The following is an 18,390-nucleotide window of genomic DNA, read 5'->3' as shown; positions in this document are numbered from 1 at the left end:
AGGGGTTCCACCGTCCCCGGGCGAGGTCCTGCGCCGAGGTCGATACCATGGGCTTTCCGGTAGCCCGGATCCGCACGAGGAGCGCTCTTGCCAGACGAGGCCCAGCCAGTCGCCGCCCCGCAGCCCGAAAAGCCCGCGGCGGCCTCCGCCACGCCCGGGAAGGCCCAGCCCGCCGCGGCGGCGGGCGAGTCCGGGTCCTCCGGCGAGCACACGCAGGGCCCCGCCCAGGCTCCGGCCCCCCAGACTCCCGACGGTCCCGCCAAGCCGGCCCCGCCCCCCGGGACGAAGGCCGCGCCCGTCTCCGGGGCGAAGCCGCCGTCCCCTCCCGCGTCGAAGCAGGCGCCCCCGGCGCCTCCCGCCGCCGAGTCCTCGGCCCCGGCGGCGAAGCCCCCGGCCAGGCCCTCCGCCACACCGCCGGCCCCGCCCGCCCGTTCCGGCGGCTCCTCCAACCGGGTCCGTGCGCGCCTCGCCCGCCTGGGCGTGCAGCGCTCCAGCCCGTACAACCCGGTCCTCGAACCCCTCCTGCGCACGGTCCGAGGCAACGATCCCAAGATCGAGTCCGCCACCCTGCGCCAGATCGAGAAGGCCTACCAGGTCGCCGAGCGCTGGCACCGGGGCCAGAAGCGCAAGAGCGGCGACCCGTACATCACCCACCCCCTCGCCGTCACCACGATCCTCGCCGAGCTCGGCATGGACCCGGCGACGCTGATGGCCGGGCTGCTGCACGACACGGTCGAGGACACCGAGTACGGCCTGGACACCCTGCGCAAGGACTTCGGCGACCAGGTCGCGCTGCTCGTCGACGGCGTCACCAAGCTGGACAAGGTCAAGTTCGGCGAGGCCGCCCAGGCCGAGACCGTGCGCAAGATGGTCGTCGCGATGGCCAAGGACCCCCGGGTCCTCGTCATCAAGCTGGCCGACCGGCTGCACAACATGCGCACCATGCGGTACCTCAAGCGGGAGAAGCAGGAGAAGAAGGCCCGCGAGACCCTCGAGATCTACGCGCCGCTCGCCCACCGCCTGGGCATGAACACCATCAAGTGGGAGCTGGAGGACCTCGCCTTCGCGATCCTCTACCCCAAGATGTACGACGAGATCGTCCGCCTCGTCGCCGAGCGCGCGCCCAAGCGGGACGAGTACCTCGCCATAGTGACCGACGAGGTCCAGGCCGACCTGCGCGCCGCCCGGATCAAGGCCACCGTCACCGGCCGGCCGAAGCACTACTACAGCGTCTACCAGAAGATGATCGTGCGAGGCCGCGACTTCGCCGAGATCTACGACCTGGTGGGCATCAGGGTCCTCGTCGACACGGTCCGCGACTGCTACGCGGCGCTCGGCACCGTCCACGCCCGGTGGAATCCGGTGCCCGGGCGGTTCAAGGACTACATCGCGATGCCCAAGTTCAACATGTACCAGTCGCTGCACACCACGGTGATCGGTCCCAGCGGCAAGCCCGTCGAGCTCCAGATCCGTACGTTCGACATGCACCGCCGCGCCGAGTACGGCATCGCCGCGCACTGGAAGTACAAGCAGGAGGCCGTCGCCGGTGCCTCCAAGGTCCGCACGGACGTCCCCAAGAACACGGGCGGCGGCCGGGGCCAGGACACCGTCAACGACATGGCGTGGCTGCGGCAGCTCCTGGACTGGCAGAAGGAGACCGAGGACCCCGGCGAGTTCCTGGAGTCGCTGCGCTTCGACCTCTCGCGCAACGAGGTCTTCGTCTTCACGCCCAAGGGCGACGTCATAGCGCTGCCCGCCGGCGCGACGCCGGTCGACTTCGCGTACGCCGTCCACACGGAGGTCGGCCACCGGACCATAGGGGCGCGGGTCAACGGGCGGCTCGTGCCGCTGGAGTCCACGCTCGACAACGGCGATCTGGTGGAGGTCTTCACCTCCAAGGCGGCAGGCGCGGGACCCTCCCGTGACTGGCTCCAGTTCGTCAAGTCGCCCCGGGCACGCAACAAGATCCGCGCCTGGTTCTCCAAGGAGCGCCGGGACGAGGCGATCGAGCAGGGCAAGGACGCCATCGCGCGGGCCATGCGCAAGCAGAACCTGCCCATCCAGCGGATCCTGACCGGCGACTCCCTCGTCACGCTCGCCCACGAGATGCGCTACCCGGACATCTCCTCGCTGTACGCGGCGATCGGCGAAGGCCATGTCGCAGCCGCCGGCGTCGTCCAGAAGCTCGTCCAGGCGCTCGGCGGTGAGGACGCGGCCAACGAGGACCTGGCGGAGAGCTCGCCGCCCTCGCACGGCCGCAACAAGCGCCGGGCCAAGGCGGACCCGGGCGTGGTCGTCAAGGGCGTCGAGGACGTCTGGGTCAAGCTGGCCCGCTGCTGCACACCCGTCCCCGGCGACCCGATCATCGGATTCGTCACCCGGGGCAGCGGAGTCTCCGTCCACCGCGCGGACTGCGTCAACGTCGACTCGCTCTCGCAGCAGCCGGAGCGCATCCTCGACGTCGAGTGGGCGCCGACCCAGTCGTCGGTCTTCCTCGTCGCCATCCAGGTCGAGGCACTGGACCGGTCGCGGCTGCTCTCCGACGTCACGCGCGTCCTGTCCGACCAGCACGTCAACATCCTGTCGGCGGCCGTGCAGACCTCCCGGGACCGGGTGGCCACCTCACGGTTCACCTTCGAGATGGGCGACCCGAAGCACCTCGGTCACGTCCTGAAGGCCGTACGGGGCGTGGAGGGCGTCTACGACGTCTACCGGGTCACCTCGGCCCGGCGGCCGTAACACCTCGTCCCGCCCGCCGGGGCGGTGCCTGCCGGGCCGCCCCGGCAGGCACCGCCCCGGCAGACGGACGCGGTGCGCGGCCTCAGCCGTCGATCTCGTACTGCCCGTACTCCAGGAAGTGGCGCATCTCCTCCGGAGTGCCGTCGATCACCTCGGCGACGGCCGCGCGGAGCGCGTCGCTGATGTCCGGGCGGGCGAGGATGCGGAAGAGGGCGACGCGGTCGTCCTCGGCCTGGGCGAGCCGGTAGCCGGTCTCCAGCCATCGGCGGACGTCCTGCGGTGTGCCGCTGTCGAGCAGCGTGCCGATCTCCTGGGTGACCCGCTTGCCGGAGTCTGGGTCGGCCAGGATGCGGAAGAGGGCGACCTGGTCGTCCTCGGCCTGGGCGAGGGGGTAGCCGGTCTCCAGGAAGTACCGCATGGCTTCCGTGGTGCCGATGTCGAGTGCTTCGTTCGCCTCCCGGATCACCCTTCTGCCGCTGTCCTCGTCGGCCAGGATGCGCAGGATCGCGACCCGGAGGTCGTCGTCGGACACGTCGCCCGCCGAGGTGGCGGGCCCATCGGGCACCCCCGCCGTCGCGAGGGCGTGCGCCGGGGATGCCGGTGATGCCGGACCTGCGGCGAAGGCCGGGCCGGCGAGAAGGAGGGCCGGGAAAAGGGCGGTGGCCGTGACGGCCAGAACGGTACGGGTCGCTCTCATGGCGGGCCTGCCTCAGGGACGTGGTGTGGTCGTCGGATCCGGCGGTCGTACGACGCTGCCGGTGCGAAGAGCCTCGCGTCCCGCGGCTCAGGATTCATTGCGGGAACCCGGCAGTCATGGCGCGCGTTCGCTGCCGGTCCGCACACGGAAGGGCCCCCGCACGCGCACGGGGGCCCTCACGTCGCTGTGGCGTGGGCGGCGTCAGCCGCCGAACTCCTCCAGGCCCTTCAGTGCCTGGTCCAGCAGAGCCTGACGGCCCTCCAGCTCACGGGAGAGCTTGTCGGCCCTGGCGTTGTTGCCCGAGGCACGCGCCGTGTCGATCTGCGTACGCAGCTTGTCGACGGCCGCCTGGAGCTGACCGGTCAGACCCTCCGCGCGTGCCCGCGCCTCCGGGTTCGTCCGGCGCCACTCGGCCTCCTCGGCCTCCTGGAGCGCACGCTCCACCGCGTGCAGCCGGCCCTCGACCTTCGGGCGGGCGTCACGCGGAACGTGGCCGATGGCCTCCCAGCGCTCGTTGACCGAACGGAACGCGGCCCTGGCCGCCTTCAGATCCGTCACCGGGACCAGCTTCTCGGCCTCGGTGGCGAGCTCCTCCTTGAGCTTGAGGTTCTCGCCCTGCTCCGCGTCCCGCTCGGCGAAGACACCGCTGCGGGCCGCGAAGAACACATCCTGGGCACCGCGGAAGCGGTTCCACAGCTCGTCCTCGGCCTCGCGCTGGGCGCGTCCGGCCGCCTTCCACTCGGTCATCAGGTCGCGGTAGCGGGCAGCGGTCGCGCCCCAGTCGGTCGAGCCGGAGAGCGACTCGGCCTCGGCGACCAGCTTCTCCTTGGCCTTGCGGGCCTCCTCGCGCTGGGCGTCCAACGCGGCGAAGTGCGCCTTGCGGCGCTTGGAGAAGGCGGAACGGGCGTGCGAGAAGCGGTGCCACAGCTCGTCGTCGGACTTGCGGTCCAGACGAGGCAGCCCCTTCCAGGTGTCGACCAGCGCCCTCAGACGCTCACCCGCCGACCGCCACTGCTCGCTCTGCGCCAGCTCCTCCGCCTCGACGACCAGGGCCTCCTTGGCCTGACGCGCCTCGTCGGTCTGCTTCGCCTTCTGGACCTTGCGCTCCTCGCGGCGCGAGTCGACGGTCGCGACGAGCGTGTCCAGTCGCTTGCCGAGCGCGGCCAGGTCGCCGACGGCGTGGTGCTCGTCGACCTGCTGACGCAGGTGATCGATCGCCGCCGTGGCGTCCTTCGCCGAGAGGTCGGTGGTCTTCACCCGCCGCTCGAGGAGGCCGATCTCGACCACCAAGCCCTCGTACTTGCGCTCGAAATAGGCCAGAGCCTCCTCGGGGGAACCGGCCTGCCACGATCCGACGACCTGCTCGCCCTCGGCTGTACGCACGTACACGGTGCCCGTCTCGTCGACACGGCCCCACGGGTCGCTGCTCACAGCGCCTCCTCCACCTGATGCATCGGGGGAGTTCGCCCCCGTGCATCGTCCACAGTTTCCTGGGGCGGGCAGCGCCCGCCCTGCACAACGCCAATCTAGGCGACCGGCCACCCGGCTGTCCGCACTCAGCGCGGCTGAAATTCTCCGGTCCGCCCGCGGGGGACGGACACCGGGTGGCCACCCGGGGTCAGGCCTTGTCGACGGTCACCTTCTCGACCGTGACCGTCTTCTTGGGGGCACCGTCACTCGCACCGTCGGCGACGCCTGCCTGGGCGACCTTCTGGACCGCCTTCAGGCCGGCATCGTCCATGGTGCCGAACGGCGTGTAGCTGGGCGGCAGTTTGGTGTCCTTGTAGACCAGGAAGAACTGGCTGCCGCCGGTGCCCGGCTGACCGGTGTTCGCCATCGCGACGGTGCCCGCCGGATACGTCACCGCACCGTCGTCGCCCGCCTTGCCCAGCGAGGTCAGGTTCTCGTCCGGGATCGTGTAGCCGGGACCGCCCGTGCCGTCGCCCTTCGGGTCACCGCACTGCAGGACGAAGATGCCCTCCGTGGTCAGCCGGTGACACTTCGTGCCGTCGAAGTACTTCTTGTCCGCGAGGGCCTTGAAGGAGTTCGTGGTGTGCGGCGTCTTCGCCGCGTCCATCTCGATCGCGATGTCGCCCTGGCTCGTGGCGAGGGCCATCGTGTAATCGGCCTTCTTGTCGATCGTCATCTCGGGCTCGGGCTCACTGCTCTCGCTCGCCGAGGGGGAGGGCGAAGGGCTCGCGCTCGCGGCCGCGTCCGCGGAGTCCTTCGAGTCGTCGCCGTCGATGAAGACGTACGAGCCCACTCCGATGACCGCCACCACCGCCACCGTCGATGCGATGATCGCCGTGAGGCGCCTCGTCCTGCGGCGAGCCTCCTCCCGGCGCTGCTGCTGCCGCTCGAACTTCTCCCGGGCGAGCTGCCGCCGCCGCTGATCGCTGCTGACCACCGGATGGTCTCCTTGTACGTCGTGTGATCGGGCCTGGATTGCCCCGTACGGTATATGGGTTAGCTGTGGAATGAGGAGCGCCGGTAGGCTCTGATCTGCCGCCTTCCTCTCCGCGGCCCTTCCCGTCGGACGAACACTAAGGACGATCGTGCTCATTGCCGGGTTCCCCGCCGGGGCCTGGGGGACCAATTGCTACCTGGTCGCCCCCGCCGCAGGCGAGGAGTGCGTGATCATCGACCCGGGCCACCAGGCCGCCCAGGGCGTCGAGGAAGCGCTGAAGAAGCATCGGCTCAAGCCCGTCGCCGTCGTGCTCACCCACGGCCACATCGACCACGTCGCCTCGGTCGTCCCCGTCTGCGGCGCCCACGACGTCCCCGCCTGGATCCACCCCGAGGACCGCTACATGATGAGCGACCCGGAGAAGGCCCTCGGCCGCTCCATCGGGATGCCGCTCATGGGAGAGCTGACCGTGGGCGAGCCCGCCGACGTCGAGGAGCTGACGGACGGCTCCCTCCTGAAGCTGGCGGGCCTGGAGTTCGGCGTCGCGCACGCGCCCGGCCATACCAAGGGGTCGGTGACGTTCAGGATGCCCGAGGCCGCGGACGTGCCGCAGGTCCTCTTCTCGGGCGACCTGCTCTTCGCCGGCTCCGTCGGACGCACCGACCTGCCCGGTGGCGACCACGCCGAGCTGCTCGAGTCGCTGGCCCGCGTGTGCCTGCCGCTCGACGACTCGACCGTGGTGCTGTCCGGCCACGGCCCCCAGACGACCATCGGCCGAGAGCGCGCCTCCAATCCGTATCTGCACGGCCTGGACGCGCCCCGCCGAGGAATGTGACGAGAGAAAACACCGTGAGTACCTTCCAGGCCCCCAAGGGCACGTACGACCTGATCCCGCCGCGCTCCGCGAAGTTCCTCGCGGTGCGCGAGGCGATCTCCGCACCTCTGAAGAACTCCGGCTACGGCTACATCGAGACGCCAGGATTCGAGGACGTCGCCCTGTTCTCACGCGGTGTCGGTGAGTCCACCGACATCGTGTCCAAGGAGATGTACGCCTTCGAGACCAAGGGCGGCGACAAGCTCGCCCTGCGCCCCGAGGGCACCGCCTCCGTGCTGCGCGCGGCGCTGGAGGCCAACCTGCACAAGGCGGGCAACCTCCCCGTCAAGCTCTGGTACTCCGGCTCGTACTACCGCTACGAGAAGCCGCAGGCGGGCCGGTACCGCCACTTCTCGCAGGTGGGTGCCGAGGCCATCGGCGCCGAGGACCCCGCGCTGGACGCCGAGCTGATCATCCTCGCCGACCAGGCGTACCGCTCGCTCGGCCTCAGCCAGTTCCGCATCCTGCTGAACTCGCTGGGCGACAAGGAGTGCCGCCCCGTCTACCGCGAGGCGCTCCAGACCTTCCTGCGCGACCTCGACCTCGACGAGGAGACCCGCCGTCGCATCGAGATCAACCCGCTCCGGGTGCTCGACGACAAGCGGACCGACGTCCAGAAGCAGCTGACCGGCGCACCGATGCTGCGCGACTTCCTCTGCGACGGCTGCAAGGCGTACCACGAGGAGGTCCGCGAGCTGCTCACGGCGGCCGGTGTGGTCTACGAGGACGACGAGAAGCTGGTCCGGGGCCTCGACTACTACACCCGCACGACCTTCGAGTTCGTCCACGACGGCCTGGGTTCCCAGTCCGCGGTGGGCGGCGGCGGCCGCTACGACGGCCTGTCCGAGATGATCGGCGGCCCGTCGCTGCCGTCTGTCGGCTGGGCCCTCGGCGTGGACCGTACGGTGCTCGCCCTGGAGGCCGAAGGCATCGAGCTCGGGATCCCGGCCACCACCAGCGTGTACGCGGTACCGCTCGGCGAAGAGGCACGGCGGGTGCTCTTCGGCCTGGTGACGGAGCTGCGGAAGGCCGGCGTCGCCACGGACTTCGCCTTCGGCGGGCGCGGCCTGAAGGGCGCGATGAAGAACGCGAACCGCTCCGGCGCCCGCTACACGATCGTGGCCGGTGAGCGTGATCTCGCCGATGGCGCGGTGCAGCTCAAGGACATGGAGTCGGGCGACCAGGAGGCGGTCGCGCTCGACGCCCTCGTGGACACCGTACGGGCCCGGCTGGCCTGACCGCCGCCGCGTGCTCACCCCGTGCCCGCCCGGTTCGTCCGGGCGGGCACGGGCGCGCCGGGGCGGTGGGTCCTCCTGGATCCGCCTTCGCCGTCAGTCCGGCGGGAGTCCCGCCGTCAACCTGGCCGGAGCGAATTAATCCCGCCAGGTGATTCCGATCTTGGGCCGTCGCCAGCAGTGGCTGACGGCCCGGTGCACGCCGGGCTCCCGCACCGCTCCGTCGTCCCCGCTGCGTACGCCCGCCATGGGCTCCTTCGCCGAGCCGGACGCCCTGCGGGGCCCCGGATTCCGGGCGGGCCGCACGAACGTCTTTACGCCGATCGAACGGCTGGGCGCGACAGCGGTACGGCACAATGACCGTGCCCGGCTGGCTACTCAGTGATGGAACGGCGATATGACGATGGCAGCGGTAGATCATCCCTCCTCCCGGCAGGACGAGGACAACGGAGCCAGGACCTTCGGCGGCAGTCGCGCGCTCGCGCTGCTGCTGGTGATCACGGGCGCCGCCGGACTGCTCGCCGCCTGGGTGATCACGATCGACAAGTTCAAGCTGCTGGAGGACCCGAGCTTCACGCCGGGATGCAGCCTGAACCCCGTGGTCGCGTGCGGCAACATCATGAAGAGCGAGCAGGCGTCCGCCTTCGGCTTCCCCAACCCCATGCTCGGCATCGCCACCTACTCGGTGGTCATCGGCATCGGCATGGCGCTCCTGGCCGGCGCCCGCTTCCGCGCCTGGTACTGGCTGGGCCTCAACGCGGGCACGCTGTTCGGCGTCGGCTTCTGCACCTGGCTGCAGTACCAGTCGCTGTACAACATCAACTCGCTCTGCCTGTGGTGCTGCCTGGCCTGGGTCGCCACGATCGTCATGTTCTGCTACGTCACCGTCCACAACGTCAAGCACGGCATCCTGCCCGCGCCCGCCTGGCTGCGGAACGCCCTCACCGAGTTCCACTGGGTGCCGCCGGTGCTCTGGATCGGGATCATCGGCATGCTGATCCTGACCCGCTGGTGGGACTTCTGGACCAGCTGACGCGCCGGGCGGTCCTGTCGGTGGGGTGACATAGGCTTCGTGACGTGGAGCCCGACCTCTTTACCGCAGCAGCCGAAGACCGCCAGGAGAAGGACCCGTCCAGCAGCCCCCTCGCTGTCCGGATGCGCCCTCGTACGCTGGACGAGGTCGTCGGCCAGCAGCATCTGCTCAAGCCAGGATCGCCGCTGCGCCGCCTGGTCGGTGAGGGCGGTGGAGGACCCGCCGGGCCCTCGTCGGTGATCCTCTGGGGCCCGCCCGGCACGGGAAAGACGACCCTGGCGTACGTGGTCAGCAAGGCCACCAACAAGCGCTTCGTCGAGCTCTCGGCGATCACCGCCGGGGTCAAGGAGGTCCGGGCCGTCATCGAGGGCGCTCGACGCGCCACCGGCGGCTTCGGCAAGGAGACCGTCCTCTTCCTCGACGAGATCCACCGCTTCTCCAAGGCCCAGCAGGACTCCCTGCTCCCCGCCGTGGAGAACCGCTGGGTCACTCTGATCGCGGCCACCACGGAGAATCCGTACTTCTCGATCATCTCCCCGCTGCTGTCGCGCTCCCTGCTCCTCACCCTGGAGCCGCTCACCGACGAGGATCTGCGCGCGCTGCTGCGCCGGGCCCTCACGGACGAGCGGGGACTGGGCGGTGCCGTCACCCTGCCCGAGGACGCCGAGGCGCATCTGCTGCGCATCGCCGGCGGCGACGCCCGGCGGGCGCTGACCGCACTGGAGGCGGCCGCCGGAGCGGCCCTCGCGACGCACGAGCGGGAGATCACGCTCACGACGCTGGAGGAGACCGTCGACCGCGCCGCCGTGAAGTACGACCGTGACGGCGACCAGCACTACGACGTGGCGAGTGCCCTGATCAAGTCGATCCGCGGCTCCGACGTGGACGCCGCACTGCACTACCTGGCCCGGATGATCGAGGCGGGGGAGGACCCGCGCTTCATCGCGCGCCGGCTGATGATCTCCGCCAGCGAGGACATCGGGCTCGCCGATCCGGCGGCCCTGCCCCTCGCCGTCGCGGCGGCCCAGGCCGTGGCCATGATCGGTTTCCCCGAAGCGGCGCTCACCCTCAGTCACACCACGATCGCGCTCGCTCTCGCCCCCAAGTCCAATGCGGCGACCCTGGCGATCTCGGCGGCGCAGGATGACGTGCGCCGGGGCCTCGCGGGCCCCGTCCCGCCCCATCTGCGCGACGGCCACTACAAGGGCGCCGCGAAGCTGGGCCACGCCCAGGGCTACGTCTATCCGCACGACGTGCCCGGCGGGATCGCCGCCCAGGAGTACGCCCCGGACGCCGTCCGGGACCGCCGCTACTACGAACCCACGCGGTACGGCGCGGAGGCGCGGTACGCGGACGTGGTGGACCGGGTCCGCGAGCGACTCGGCCGCACGGAGCAGGGGGGCGGGGCGTCTGCGTGAGCCGCGCGGCTCAGCAGGCCGCGGCCTCGAAGAGCGTGTGCATGGCACGGCGGAGCTCGGCGATGTCGCGTACCGGCTCGGGGAATTCGAAGCGGGCATCGAAGCAGGCCCCGCCGCCCTCGACGAACCGCACCCGCAGACCGAAGCGGTCGAGCGCGACCGGCACGGCCCTGGTCCCGCCCTCGGCGCAGCCGCAGTCGCCCCTCTCACCGAGCAGCGCCGACAGCGTCGCCATCCGATCGCCGTGGGCCGCGTGCAGGTGCTGGAGCAGCTCGGCCTCGTGGGCCACCAGCGGGTCGGCCACGGCGTCCCGGAAGTCCTCCGGCTCGACCTCCTCGTACCCCCACAGGTCGTCGACCGACGCCTCGCCGAACTCCAGCCGGAGCATCATCCGGCCCGGCTGTGCCAGGCCCGGCACCGAGGTGAGCCAGCCGCCGACGCGGGCACGGCCGCGGATGCGGTGCGGGACCGAGACCGGTGCGACATCGGTGAGCTCCAGCACGGCGGTCAGCTCGTCGCCCTGAGCGCGCGTCGCGGCCCGTACGACCGGCGAATCCGCGAGGAAGCCGAGGAACAGATCCCCTTCCGGGCCGACGCTCCTGGAGTCGGGCATCAGCTGGCCGGGATGGGCCACCGACAGCCCCGGTACGAGCAGCACCGCGGAGCAGGTACTCTGTACGAGAGTTCGTGTGCGCTCGGCTGCTGACGGCATCCGAGTGTTATCAAGCCCGCTGGGACGCGGCTGACCACGATCAGATCGGCCTTCCGTCGTTACGGCGCCTTCGTGTGCGCCGTCGCTGTCTGTGCTGTCCGTGACGTGTGTGGTGTTCCCAGGGCGAGACATGCGATCTCCTTGAGTAAGGTAAGCCTAACCTAACCTACAACGGAGGTCTGGAGAACGTGCCTAACCAGTCGCGTCCCAAGGTCAAGAAGTCGCGTGCCCTCGGCATCGCCCTGACGCCGAAGGCTGTCAAGTACTTCGAAGCCCGCCCCTACCCGCCGGGCGAGCACGGCCGTGGCCGCAAGCAGAACTCGGACTACAAGGTCCGTCTGCTCGAGAAGCAGCGTCTGCGTGCGCAGTACGACATCAGCGAGCGCCAGATGGCGCGTGCCTACGACCGCGCCCGTAAGGCCGAGGGCAAGACGGGCGAGGCGCTGGTCGTCGAGCTCGAGCGCCGCCTCGACGCCCTGGTCCTGCGTTCGGGCATCGCCCGCACCATCTACCAGGCCCGCCAGATGGTCGTCCACGGCCACATCGAGGTCAACGGTGGCAAGGTCGACAAGCCGTCCTTCCGCGTGCGCCCCGACGACGTCGTGCAGGTCCGCGAGCGCAGCCGCTCCAAGGTCCCCTTCCAGGTGGCCCGCGAGGGTGGTTACGACACCGATGGCGAGACCCCGCGCTACCTCCAGGTGAACCTGAAGGCCCTGGCCTTCCGCCTGGACCGTGACCCGAACCGCAAGGAAATCCCGGTCATCTGCGACGAGCAGCTCGTCGTCGAGTACTACGCCCGCTGACGCAGGCGTAGCTCTCAACCGAGTTCGGGCCCGCCCCTTCCCGTCGTACGGGAGGCGGCGGGCCTTCGCGTTTCCCCTGGGGCCCCGCAGCCGGGAGCGGCCTCCGGAGCCGTGCCCGCGCCCGCGCCGAGTGCCCGCGCCACCGCCGTCCTCGTGTCGAGCAGACGGCCCGCGGCCCGTGCGGCGTCGTACCGCGTGTCGCCCAGCGCCGCCCTGGCTCTCTCCTCGCACTGGAGCCGGGGCCTGCCGTAGTGGGCGGATCCGAACAGCGGCAGGCCGACCGACGGCCAGATCCGGTCCGCCGCGCCCTGCAGCACCGCCGCCTCCGTCGCGTCACCCTCGACCACCGTGATGAGGGCGAGCAGCTCCAGGGAGAGCGCCGTGCCGAGCAGATCGTCGAAGGTGTGCCCGATGGACAAGGACTCCTCCAGCATCCGGCGGGCCCGTCCGCTCAGCCCCGCCTGCAGTGCCGCGAAGCCGAGGACGTACAGCGCGTAGGCCATGGCCCACCGCTCGCCGTGGTCCTCGCAGATCTCGCGGACCTCGTCACAGATCGCCTCGGCGCCGTCCAGATCTCCGAGGAAGGCCATGGCCATGCCCAGCTCGACCTGGGCCATCAGCACGTTGCTGTTCAGTTCGCCGATCTCCCGGTAGCGCGCGAGCGCCTCGCGCAGCAGTTCCTCCGCGCGCGCAGCGTCGTCCGTGACGAGCGAGAGGCAGCCCGTGCGGTGCACCGCGTAGGCCACGGCGGAGGCGTCCTGGGAGCGCTCGCCCTCCTCGCGGCACTCCTGCAGCGCCGAGACCGCGCCGGCCGGGTCGCCCTGGAGCACCGCGACGTAACCGAGGACCCACAGGGCCTTCAGCCGCGAGGGGTCGTGGGGGGATTCCTCGGCGAGGACGTGGTCCAGCCAGTGGCGGCCCTCGGACAGGTGCCCGCACCCGGTCCAGTAGAACCAGAGGGTGCCCGCCAGGTACTGCGCGAGATGGACCTCGTCGGGGCTCTCGAGCGAGCACTCCATGGCCTGGCGGAGATTGGGCAGCTCGCTGTCGATCCTGGTCGCGGCATCGGCCTGCCGGGGGCTGAACCAGTCGAGCTCGCACCAGGTGGCGAGCCCCAGGTACCAGTCCCGGTGCCTGCGGCGCAGCCGCTCGGCGTCCCCCGTGGCCCGGAGCCACTCGGCGCCGTACTCCCGCACGGTGTCCAGCAGCCGGAACCGGCTGCCCAGGGCCGAGTCCTCGCGCAGCACGACGGACTGGGCCAGCAGTGCGTCGAGGACGTCGAGCACCGAGTCGGCCGGCAGCCCTGGGCCGCTGCAGATGTACTCGACGGCCTCCAGGTCGAACTGCCCGGCGAACACCGAGAGCCGTGCCCACAGCAACCGCTGCTCCGGAGCGCACAGCTCATGGCTCCAGCCGATGGCCGTACGCAGCGTCTGGTGGCGGGGGAGCGCGTTGGGGCTCCCTCCCGTCAGCAGCCGGAAGCGGTCGTCGAGGCGGTGCAGCACCTGCTCCATCGTCAGGGCGCGCAGCCTTCCCGCCGCGAGTTCGAGGGCGAGCGGGATGCCGTCGAGACGCCGGCAGAGCTCCCGGGCCGTCTCCCGGTTGCCGTCCGTCAGCCTGAACCCCTGCCGCACCGCGGCGGCGCGCCGGGCGAAGAGCTCCATGGCCTCGTCGTCCGCCATCGGCGCCAGGGGGAAGGTGAGTTCGCCGTCCACCCGCAGCGGCCGGCGGCCGGCGGCGAGTACCCGCAGGCGCGGTGCCCGGCGCAGCAGCTCCCGCACGAGATCGGCGCACACGTCGAGCAGATGCTCGAAACCGTCGATCACGAGCAGGAGCTCGCGGCCGACGCAGTGCTCGACCAGAACGGTGCGTGGCGGCCGGTGGGTGTGGTCGGTCAGCCCCAGTGCGTCGACCAGGGCGTGTTCGAGCAGCTCGGGATCACGGACGGTCGAGAGCTCGGCGATCCACACCCCGTCGCAGTACCGTTTCTCCATGAGCGCCGCCGCCCGGGAGGCGAAGCGGGTCTTGCCCACCCCGGCGACTCCGGCCACGGTGACCAGCCTGGATTCCCGCAGAAGTGCGTCGAGTTCGGCCAGTTCGTCCTCGCGGCCGACGAAGCTGTCCAGCTCGGCCGGGAGATTTCCACGTACAGGGACGGGCTCCGCGTCGTCGGGGGTGGGCGAGGGGCGCTGAGGGCGTCGCATGAAACACGCAGAGTACTGGCACATAAGCTCTCCGTACAATCTCCCCGCTCCCGGCGCCCGTCTCACCACCCGCCCCGCCACCCGCACCACCCGCCCGTAATGCGGTACGGCGCGTGACGCCCGGCGCGATAGGCTCGGGGGACGACGATCGGCAGTGGTGGCGGTACGCGCCGGCCGAACAGAGACAGACAGAACGCCGGCCGGGAGATGCCCCGGCCGATGCGGGCGACGAGCAGAGAGCGGTGCACTGTGTCCGGTGGAGAGGTGGCCGGCATCCTGGTGGCTGTCTTCTGGGCGATCCTGGTGTCCTTCCTCGCCGTGGTACTGGTGAGGCTGGCCCAGACGCTCAAGGCGACGACGGCACTGGTGGCGGACGTGACGGAGCAGGCGGTTCCGCTGCTCGCCGACGCCTCAGCCACCCTGCGCTCCGCGCAGACCCAGCTCGACAAGGTCGACGCCATCGCGAGCGACGTCCAGGAGGTCACCTCCAACGCCTCCGCGCTCTCCACCACCGTCGCCTCGACGTTCGGCGGTCCGCTCGTGAAGGTCGCGGCCTTCGGCTACGGCGTGCGCCAGGCGATCGGCCGCCGTACCGCCGGAGAGTCCGAGCCCGCGCGCAGGGCCTCCCGCCGCACCGTCATCGTCGGCCGTACCGTGCCGTCCGCCCGTGACAGGAAGCGGAACGGCCGAAGCTCCCGCGGACAGAAGGACTGACGCAGCGATGTTCCGCCGTACGTTCTGGTTCACCGCCGGCGCAGCCGCCGGTGTCTGGGCCACCACCAAGGTCAACCGCAAGATCCGGCAGCTGACCCCCGAGAGCCTCGCGGCGCAGGCCGCCGACAAGGCGATCGAGGCGGGCCACAAGCTGAAGGACTTCGCCCTCGACGTCCGTGAGGGCATGGTCAGACGCGAGGCGGAACTGGGCGGGGCTCTCGGTATCGAGGCACCTGCCGACCCCGAACTCGCCGCCCGCCGCGCACTTCCCTACAACTCGAACAACCGGAATGAGGACTACTGATGGAGTCGGCTGAAATTCGCCGCCGCTGGCTGAGCTTCTTCGAGGAGCGCGGTCACACCGTCGTGCCTTCGGCGTCGCTCATCGCGGACGACCCGACTCTGCTGCTGGTCCCCGCGGGCATGGTTCCCTTCAAGCCCTACTTCCTCGGTGAGGTCAAGCCGCCCGCCCCGCGCGTCACCAGCGTGCAGAAGTGCGTGCGTACGCCGGACATCGAAGAGGTCGGCAAAACGACCCGGCACGGCACGTTCTTCCAGATGTGCGGCAACTTCTCCTTCGGTGACTACTTCAAGGAAGGCGCCATCGAGTTCGCCTGGGCCGCTCTCACGAGCTCCGTGGCGGACGGCGGCTTCGGCCTCGACCCCGAGCGGCTGTGGATCACGGTCTACCTCGACGACGACGAGGCCGAGGCCATCTGGCGCGACAAGATCGGCGTCCCGGCCGAGCGCATCCAGCGCCTGGGCAAGAAGGACAACTTCTGGTCCATGGGCGTCCCCGGGCCCTGCGGCCCGTGCTCGGAGATCAACTACGACCGAGGCCCGGAGTTCGGTGTCGAGGGCGGCCCGGCCGTCAACGACGAGCGCTACGTGGAGATCTGGAACCTCGTCTTCATGCAGTACGAGCGGGGTGCCGGTGACGGCAAGGAGGACTTCCCGATCCTCGGGGACCTGCCGTCGAAGAACATCGACACCGGACTCGGTCTCGAGCGCCTCGCCATGATCCTGCAGGGCGTGCAGAACATGTACGAGACCGACACCCTGCGCGTCGTCATGGACAAGGCCACCGAGCTCACCGGCGTGCGTTACGGCGCCGAGCAGGGCTCCGACGTCTCCCTCCGGGTCGTCGCCGACCACATCCGCACGTCCGTCATGCTCATCGGCGACGGCGTCACCCCGGGCAACGAGGGCCGCGGCTACGTCCTGCGCCGCATCATGCGCCGCGCCATCCGCAACATGCGGCTGATGGGCGCCACCGGTCCCGTCGTGCGTGAGCTCGTCGACGTCGTCGTCGACACCATGGGGCAGCAGTACCCGGAGCTGATCACCGACCGCAAGCGCATCGAGACCGTCGCTCTCGCCGAGGAGGCCGCCTTCCTCAAGGCCCTCAAGGGCGGCACGAACATCCTCGACACCGCCGTCACCGAGACCAAGGCCGCCGGCGGCAAGGTCCTGGCCGGCGACAAGGCGTTCCTGCTGCACGACACCTGGGGCTTCCCGATCGACCTCACGCTGGAGATGGCCGCGGAACAGGGCCTCTCGGTGGACGAGGACGGCTTCAGCCGTCTGATGAAGGAGCAGCGGGAGCGCGCCAAGGCCGACGCCAAGGCCAAGAAGACCGGCCACGCCGACCTGTCCGCCTACCGTGAGGTCGCGGACAACGCGGGCGTCACGGAGTTCACCGGCTACGCCAGCATCGAGGGGGAGTCCAAGATCGTCGGCCTCCTCGTCGACGGCGTGCCCTCGCCCGCAGCCACCGAGGGCGACGAGGTCGAGGTCGTCCTCGACCGCACCCCGTTCTACGCCGAGGGCGGCGGCCAGCTCGCCGACCAGGGCCGGATCAAGCTCGACAGCGGCGCCGTCATCCAGGTCCGCGACGTGCAGCAGCCGGTTCCGGGCGTCTCCGTGCACAAGGGTTCGGTCCAGGTCGGAGAGGTGACGGTCGGGGCCTCCGCCTACGCCGCCATCGACAACACCCGCCGCCGTGCCATCGCCCGCGCCCACAGCGCCACGCACCTCACGCACCAGGCGCTGCGCGACGCCCTCGGCCCGACGGCCGCCCAGGCCGGTTCGGAGAACTCGCCCGGCCGCTTCCGCTTCGACTTCGGTTCGCCCGCCGCCGTGCCCGGCACGGTCCTCACCGACGTCGAGCAGAAGATCAACGAGGTCCTCTCCCGGGAACTCGACGTCCAGGCCGAGGTCATGTCCATCGACGAGGCCAAGAAGCAGGGCGCCATCGCGGAGTTCGGCGAGAAGTACGGCGAGCGGGTCCGCGTCGTGACCATCGGCGACTTCTCCAAGGAGCTGTGCGGCGGAACGCACGTCGGCAACACCGCCCAGCTGGGCCTGGTGAAGCTGCTCGGCGAGTCCTCCATCGGCTCCGGGGTGCGCCGCATCGAGGCCCTCGTCGGCGTCGACGCGTACAACTTCCTCGCCAAGGAGCACACGGTCGTCGCCCAGCTCCAGGAGCTGCTCAAGGGCCGCCCCGAAGAGCTTCCCGAGAAGATCTCCGGCATGCTCGGCAAGCTCAAGGACGCCGAGAAGGAGATCGAGAAGTTCCGCGCGGAGAAGGTCCTCGCCGCCGCCGCCGGGCTCGTGGAGTCGGCCAAGGACGTCCGCGGTGTCGCCCTGGTCACCGGCCAGGTGCCGGACGGCACCTCGGCCGACGACCTGCGCAAGCTGGTCCTCGACGTGCGTGGGCGCATCCAGGGCGGCCGGCCGGCCGTCGTGGCCCTGTTCACCACGGCCAACGGCCGCCCGCTGACGGTCATCGCCACCAACGAGGCCGCCCGCGAGCGCGGCCTCAAGGCCGGTGACCTGGTGCGCACCGCCGCCAAGACCCTCGGTGGCGGAGGCGGCGGCAAGCCGGACGTCGCCCAGGGCGGTGGCCAGAACCCGGACGCCATCGGTGACGCCGTCGCCGCTGTCGAACGCCTCGTCACCGAGACCGCGTGACGTCCGGCATGCCGGAGATGCGCCGTGGCCGCCGGCTCGCCATCGATGTCGGCGACGCCCGGATCGGGGTCGCCTCGTGCGACCCCGACGGGATCCTCGCGACGCCGGTGGAGACCGTTCCGGGACGTGACGTCCCGGCCGCCCACCGGCGGCTCGGGCAGCTCGTCCAGGAGTACGAGCCGATCGAGGTCATCGTCGGACTCCCCCGCTCCCTGGGCGGGGGAGAGGGCCCGGCGGCGGTCAAGGTCCGTGCCTTCGCCCAGGTGTTCGCCCGGGCGATCGCGCCGGTCCCGGTGCGCCTGGTGGACGAGAGGATGACCACAGTGACGGCCACTCAGGGGCTGCGCGCTTCGGGCGTGAAGTCCAAGAAGGGCCGTTCTGTCGTCGACCAGGCTGCCGCTGTGGTGATCCTCCAGAACGCTCTGGAGTCCGAACGGGCGTCAGGCGCTGCTCCGGGCGAGGGCGTCGAAGTGGTTGTCTGATCGCGATACGGTAACGTTCCGCGCGATGCGCCGGTGTTCGAACAGGCACCGCACAGCAAAGCGAAGAGGCGGAGCGTCGTCTCGCGGCTCAAGGGGATC

The 18,390-nt window shown here is 70.7% G+C and carries 16 protein-coding genes; 11 read left to right on the top strand and 5 right to left on the bottom strand.

Annotation, left to right across the window (positions count from 1 at the left end; all coding sequences use genetic code 11):
• The first annotated feature begins 87 nt into the window (after positions 1 to 87).
• Complete coding sequence (locus tag ABZY45_RS14775) at positions 88 to 2,739, top strand: RelA/SpoT family protein (RefSeq protein ID WP_356739846.1); 2,652 nt, start codon at positions 88 to 90, stop codon at positions 2,737 to 2,739.
• 82 nt (positions 2,740 to 2,821) lie between these two features.
• Here the strand turns inward: ABZY45_RS14775 and ABZY45_RS14770 are convergent, their stop codons facing one another.
• The 3 genes from ABZY45_RS14770 to ABZY45_RS14760 form a co-directional block, all read right to left on the bottom strand.
• Positions 2,822 to 3,436, bottom strand: coding sequence for an ALF repeat-containing protein (locus tag ABZY45_RS14770; RefSeq protein ID WP_356739844.1), 615 nt, complete (start codon positions 3,434 to 3,436; stop codon positions 2,822 to 2,824).
• A 201-nt stretch (positions 3,437 to 3,637) separates the two neighbouring features.
• Positions 3,638 to 4,867 carry a DUF349 domain-containing protein gene (locus ABZY45_RS14765; RefSeq protein WP_145806219.1) on the bottom strand — a complete coding sequence of 410 codons (1,230 nt, stop codon included), beginning with the start codon at positions 4,865 to 4,867 and terminating at the stop codon, positions 3,638 to 3,640.
• 187 nt (positions 4,868 to 5,054) lie between these two features.
• Positions 5,055 to 5,843 carry a peptidylprolyl isomerase gene (locus ABZY45_RS14760; protein ID WP_356739842.1) on the bottom strand — a complete coding sequence of 263 codons (789 nt, stop codon included), beginning with the start codon at positions 5,841 to 5,843 and terminating at the stop codon, positions 5,055 to 5,057.
• 148 nt (positions 5,844 to 5,991) lie between these two features.
• On the opposite strand from ABZY45_RS14760, the gene ABZY45_RS14755 reads away from it, so the two are divergent.
• The 5 genes from ABZY45_RS14755 to ABZY45_RS14735 all read left to right on the top strand — a co-directional run bounded on the left by ABZY45_RS14755 (position 5,992) and on the right by ABZY45_RS14735 (position 10,403).
• Entirely contained in the window at positions 5,992 to 6,678 is a 687-nt protein-coding gene (locus ABZY45_RS14755) for an MBL fold metallo-hydrolase (protein WP_356739840.1), read from the top strand.
• Between the two features lie 14 nt (positions 6,679 to 6,692).
• Positions 6,693 to 7,955: a histidine--tRNA ligase gene (gene hisS / locus ABZY45_RS14750; protein WP_356739838.1), complete on the top strand. Its 1,263-nt coding sequence runs from the start codon at positions 6,693 to 6,695 to the stop codon at positions 7,953 to 7,955.
• Between the two features lie 160 nt (positions 7,956 to 8,115).
• A complete protein-coding gene (locus ABZY45_RS14745) occupies positions 8,116 to 8,337 on the top strand; it encodes a hypothetical protein (protein WP_356739836.1) in 222 nt (73 codons plus the stop codon).
• Between the two features lie 12 nt (positions 8,338 to 8,349).
• On the top strand, positions 8,350 to 8,985 hold the full coding sequence (locus ABZY45_RS14740; RefSeq protein WP_356739834.1) for a vitamin K epoxide reductase family protein: 636 nt from the start codon (positions 8,350 to 8,352) through the stop codon (positions 8,983 to 8,985).
• A 44-nt stretch (positions 8,986 to 9,029) separates the two neighbouring features.
• A complete protein-coding gene (locus tag ABZY45_RS14735) occupies positions 9,030 to 10,403 on the top strand; it encodes a replication-associated recombination protein A (RefSeq protein ID WP_356739832.1) in 1,374 nt (457 codons plus the stop codon).
• A gap of 10 nt (positions 10,404 to 10,413) precedes the next feature.
• On the opposite strand, the gene ABZY45_RS14730 is transcribed toward ABZY45_RS14735, so the two are convergent.
• Complete coding sequence (locus tag ABZY45_RS14730; protein WP_356739830.1) at positions 10,414 to 11,115, bottom strand: DUF2470 domain-containing protein; 702 nt, start codon at positions 11,113 to 11,115, stop codon at positions 10,414 to 10,416.
• Between the two features lie 188 nt (positions 11,116 to 11,303).
• Here ABZY45_RS14730 and rpsD point away from each other — a divergent pair, with 188 nt between their 5' ends.
• Positions 11,304 to 11,918, top strand: a complete 615-nt coding sequence (gene rpsD, locus ABZY45_RS14725) for a 30S ribosomal protein S4 (RefSeq protein WP_014157362.1) — start codon at positions 11,304 to 11,306, stop codon at positions 11,916 to 11,918.
• A gap of 14 nt (positions 11,919 to 11,932) precedes the next feature.
• Here rpsD and ABZY45_RS14720 read toward each other — a convergent pair whose 3' ends face one another.
• The gene (locus ABZY45_RS14720) at positions 11,933 to 14,122 is read right to left on the bottom strand and encodes a regulator (RefSeq protein ID WP_356739827.1); all 2,190 of its coding nucleotides are present in this window, start codon (positions 14,120 to 14,122) and stop codon (positions 11,933 to 11,935) included.
• A 264-nt stretch (positions 14,123 to 14,386) separates the two neighbouring features.
• Between ABZY45_RS14720 and ABZY45_RS14715 the strand changes: the two genes are divergently transcribed.
• From ABZY45_RS14715 to ruvX, 4 genes are read left to right on the top strand one after another with little or no spacing between them, the layout of a single operon-like run.
• Positions 14,387 to 14,836 (top strand): DUF948 domain-containing protein, encoded by a 450-nt coding sequence (locus tag ABZY45_RS14715; protein ID WP_356740431.1) that lies wholly within the window; start codon positions 14,387 to 14,389, stop codon positions 14,834 to 14,836.
• Positions 14,837 to 14,843: 7 nt separating this feature from the next.
• Positions 14,844 to 15,140, top strand: a complete 297-nt coding sequence (locus ABZY45_RS14710; protein WP_356739825.1) for a DUF6167 family protein — start codon at positions 14,844 to 14,846, stop codon at positions 15,138 to 15,140.
• Positions 15,140 to 17,809: an alanine--tRNA ligase gene (gene alaS / locus ABZY45_RS14705; protein ID WP_356739823.1), complete on the top strand. Its 2,670-nt coding sequence runs from the start codon at positions 15,140 to 15,142 to the stop codon at positions 17,807 to 17,809. Before ABZY45_RS14710 ends, alaS begins: the two co-directional genes overlap by 1 nt.
• The gene (gene ruvX / locus ABZY45_RS14700; RefSeq protein WP_356739821.1) at positions 17,806 to 18,291 is read left to right on the top strand and encodes a Holliday junction resolvase RuvX; all 486 of its coding nucleotides are present in this window, start codon (positions 17,806 to 17,808) and stop codon (positions 18,289 to 18,291) included. The genes alaS and ruvX overlap by 4 nt, the downstream gene beginning before the upstream one ends.
• The last annotated feature ends 99 nt before the right edge of the window (positions 18,292 to 18,390 follow it).

It is taken from the genome of Streptomyces sp. NPDC006516, assembly GCF_040611875.1.
Classification (GTDB): Bacteria; Actinomycetota; Actinomycetes; order Streptomycetales; family Streptomycetaceae; genus Streptomyces.
Note: the sequence above shows the minus strand (reverse complement) of the source record. Positions and strands in the feature narration are given on the sequence as shown.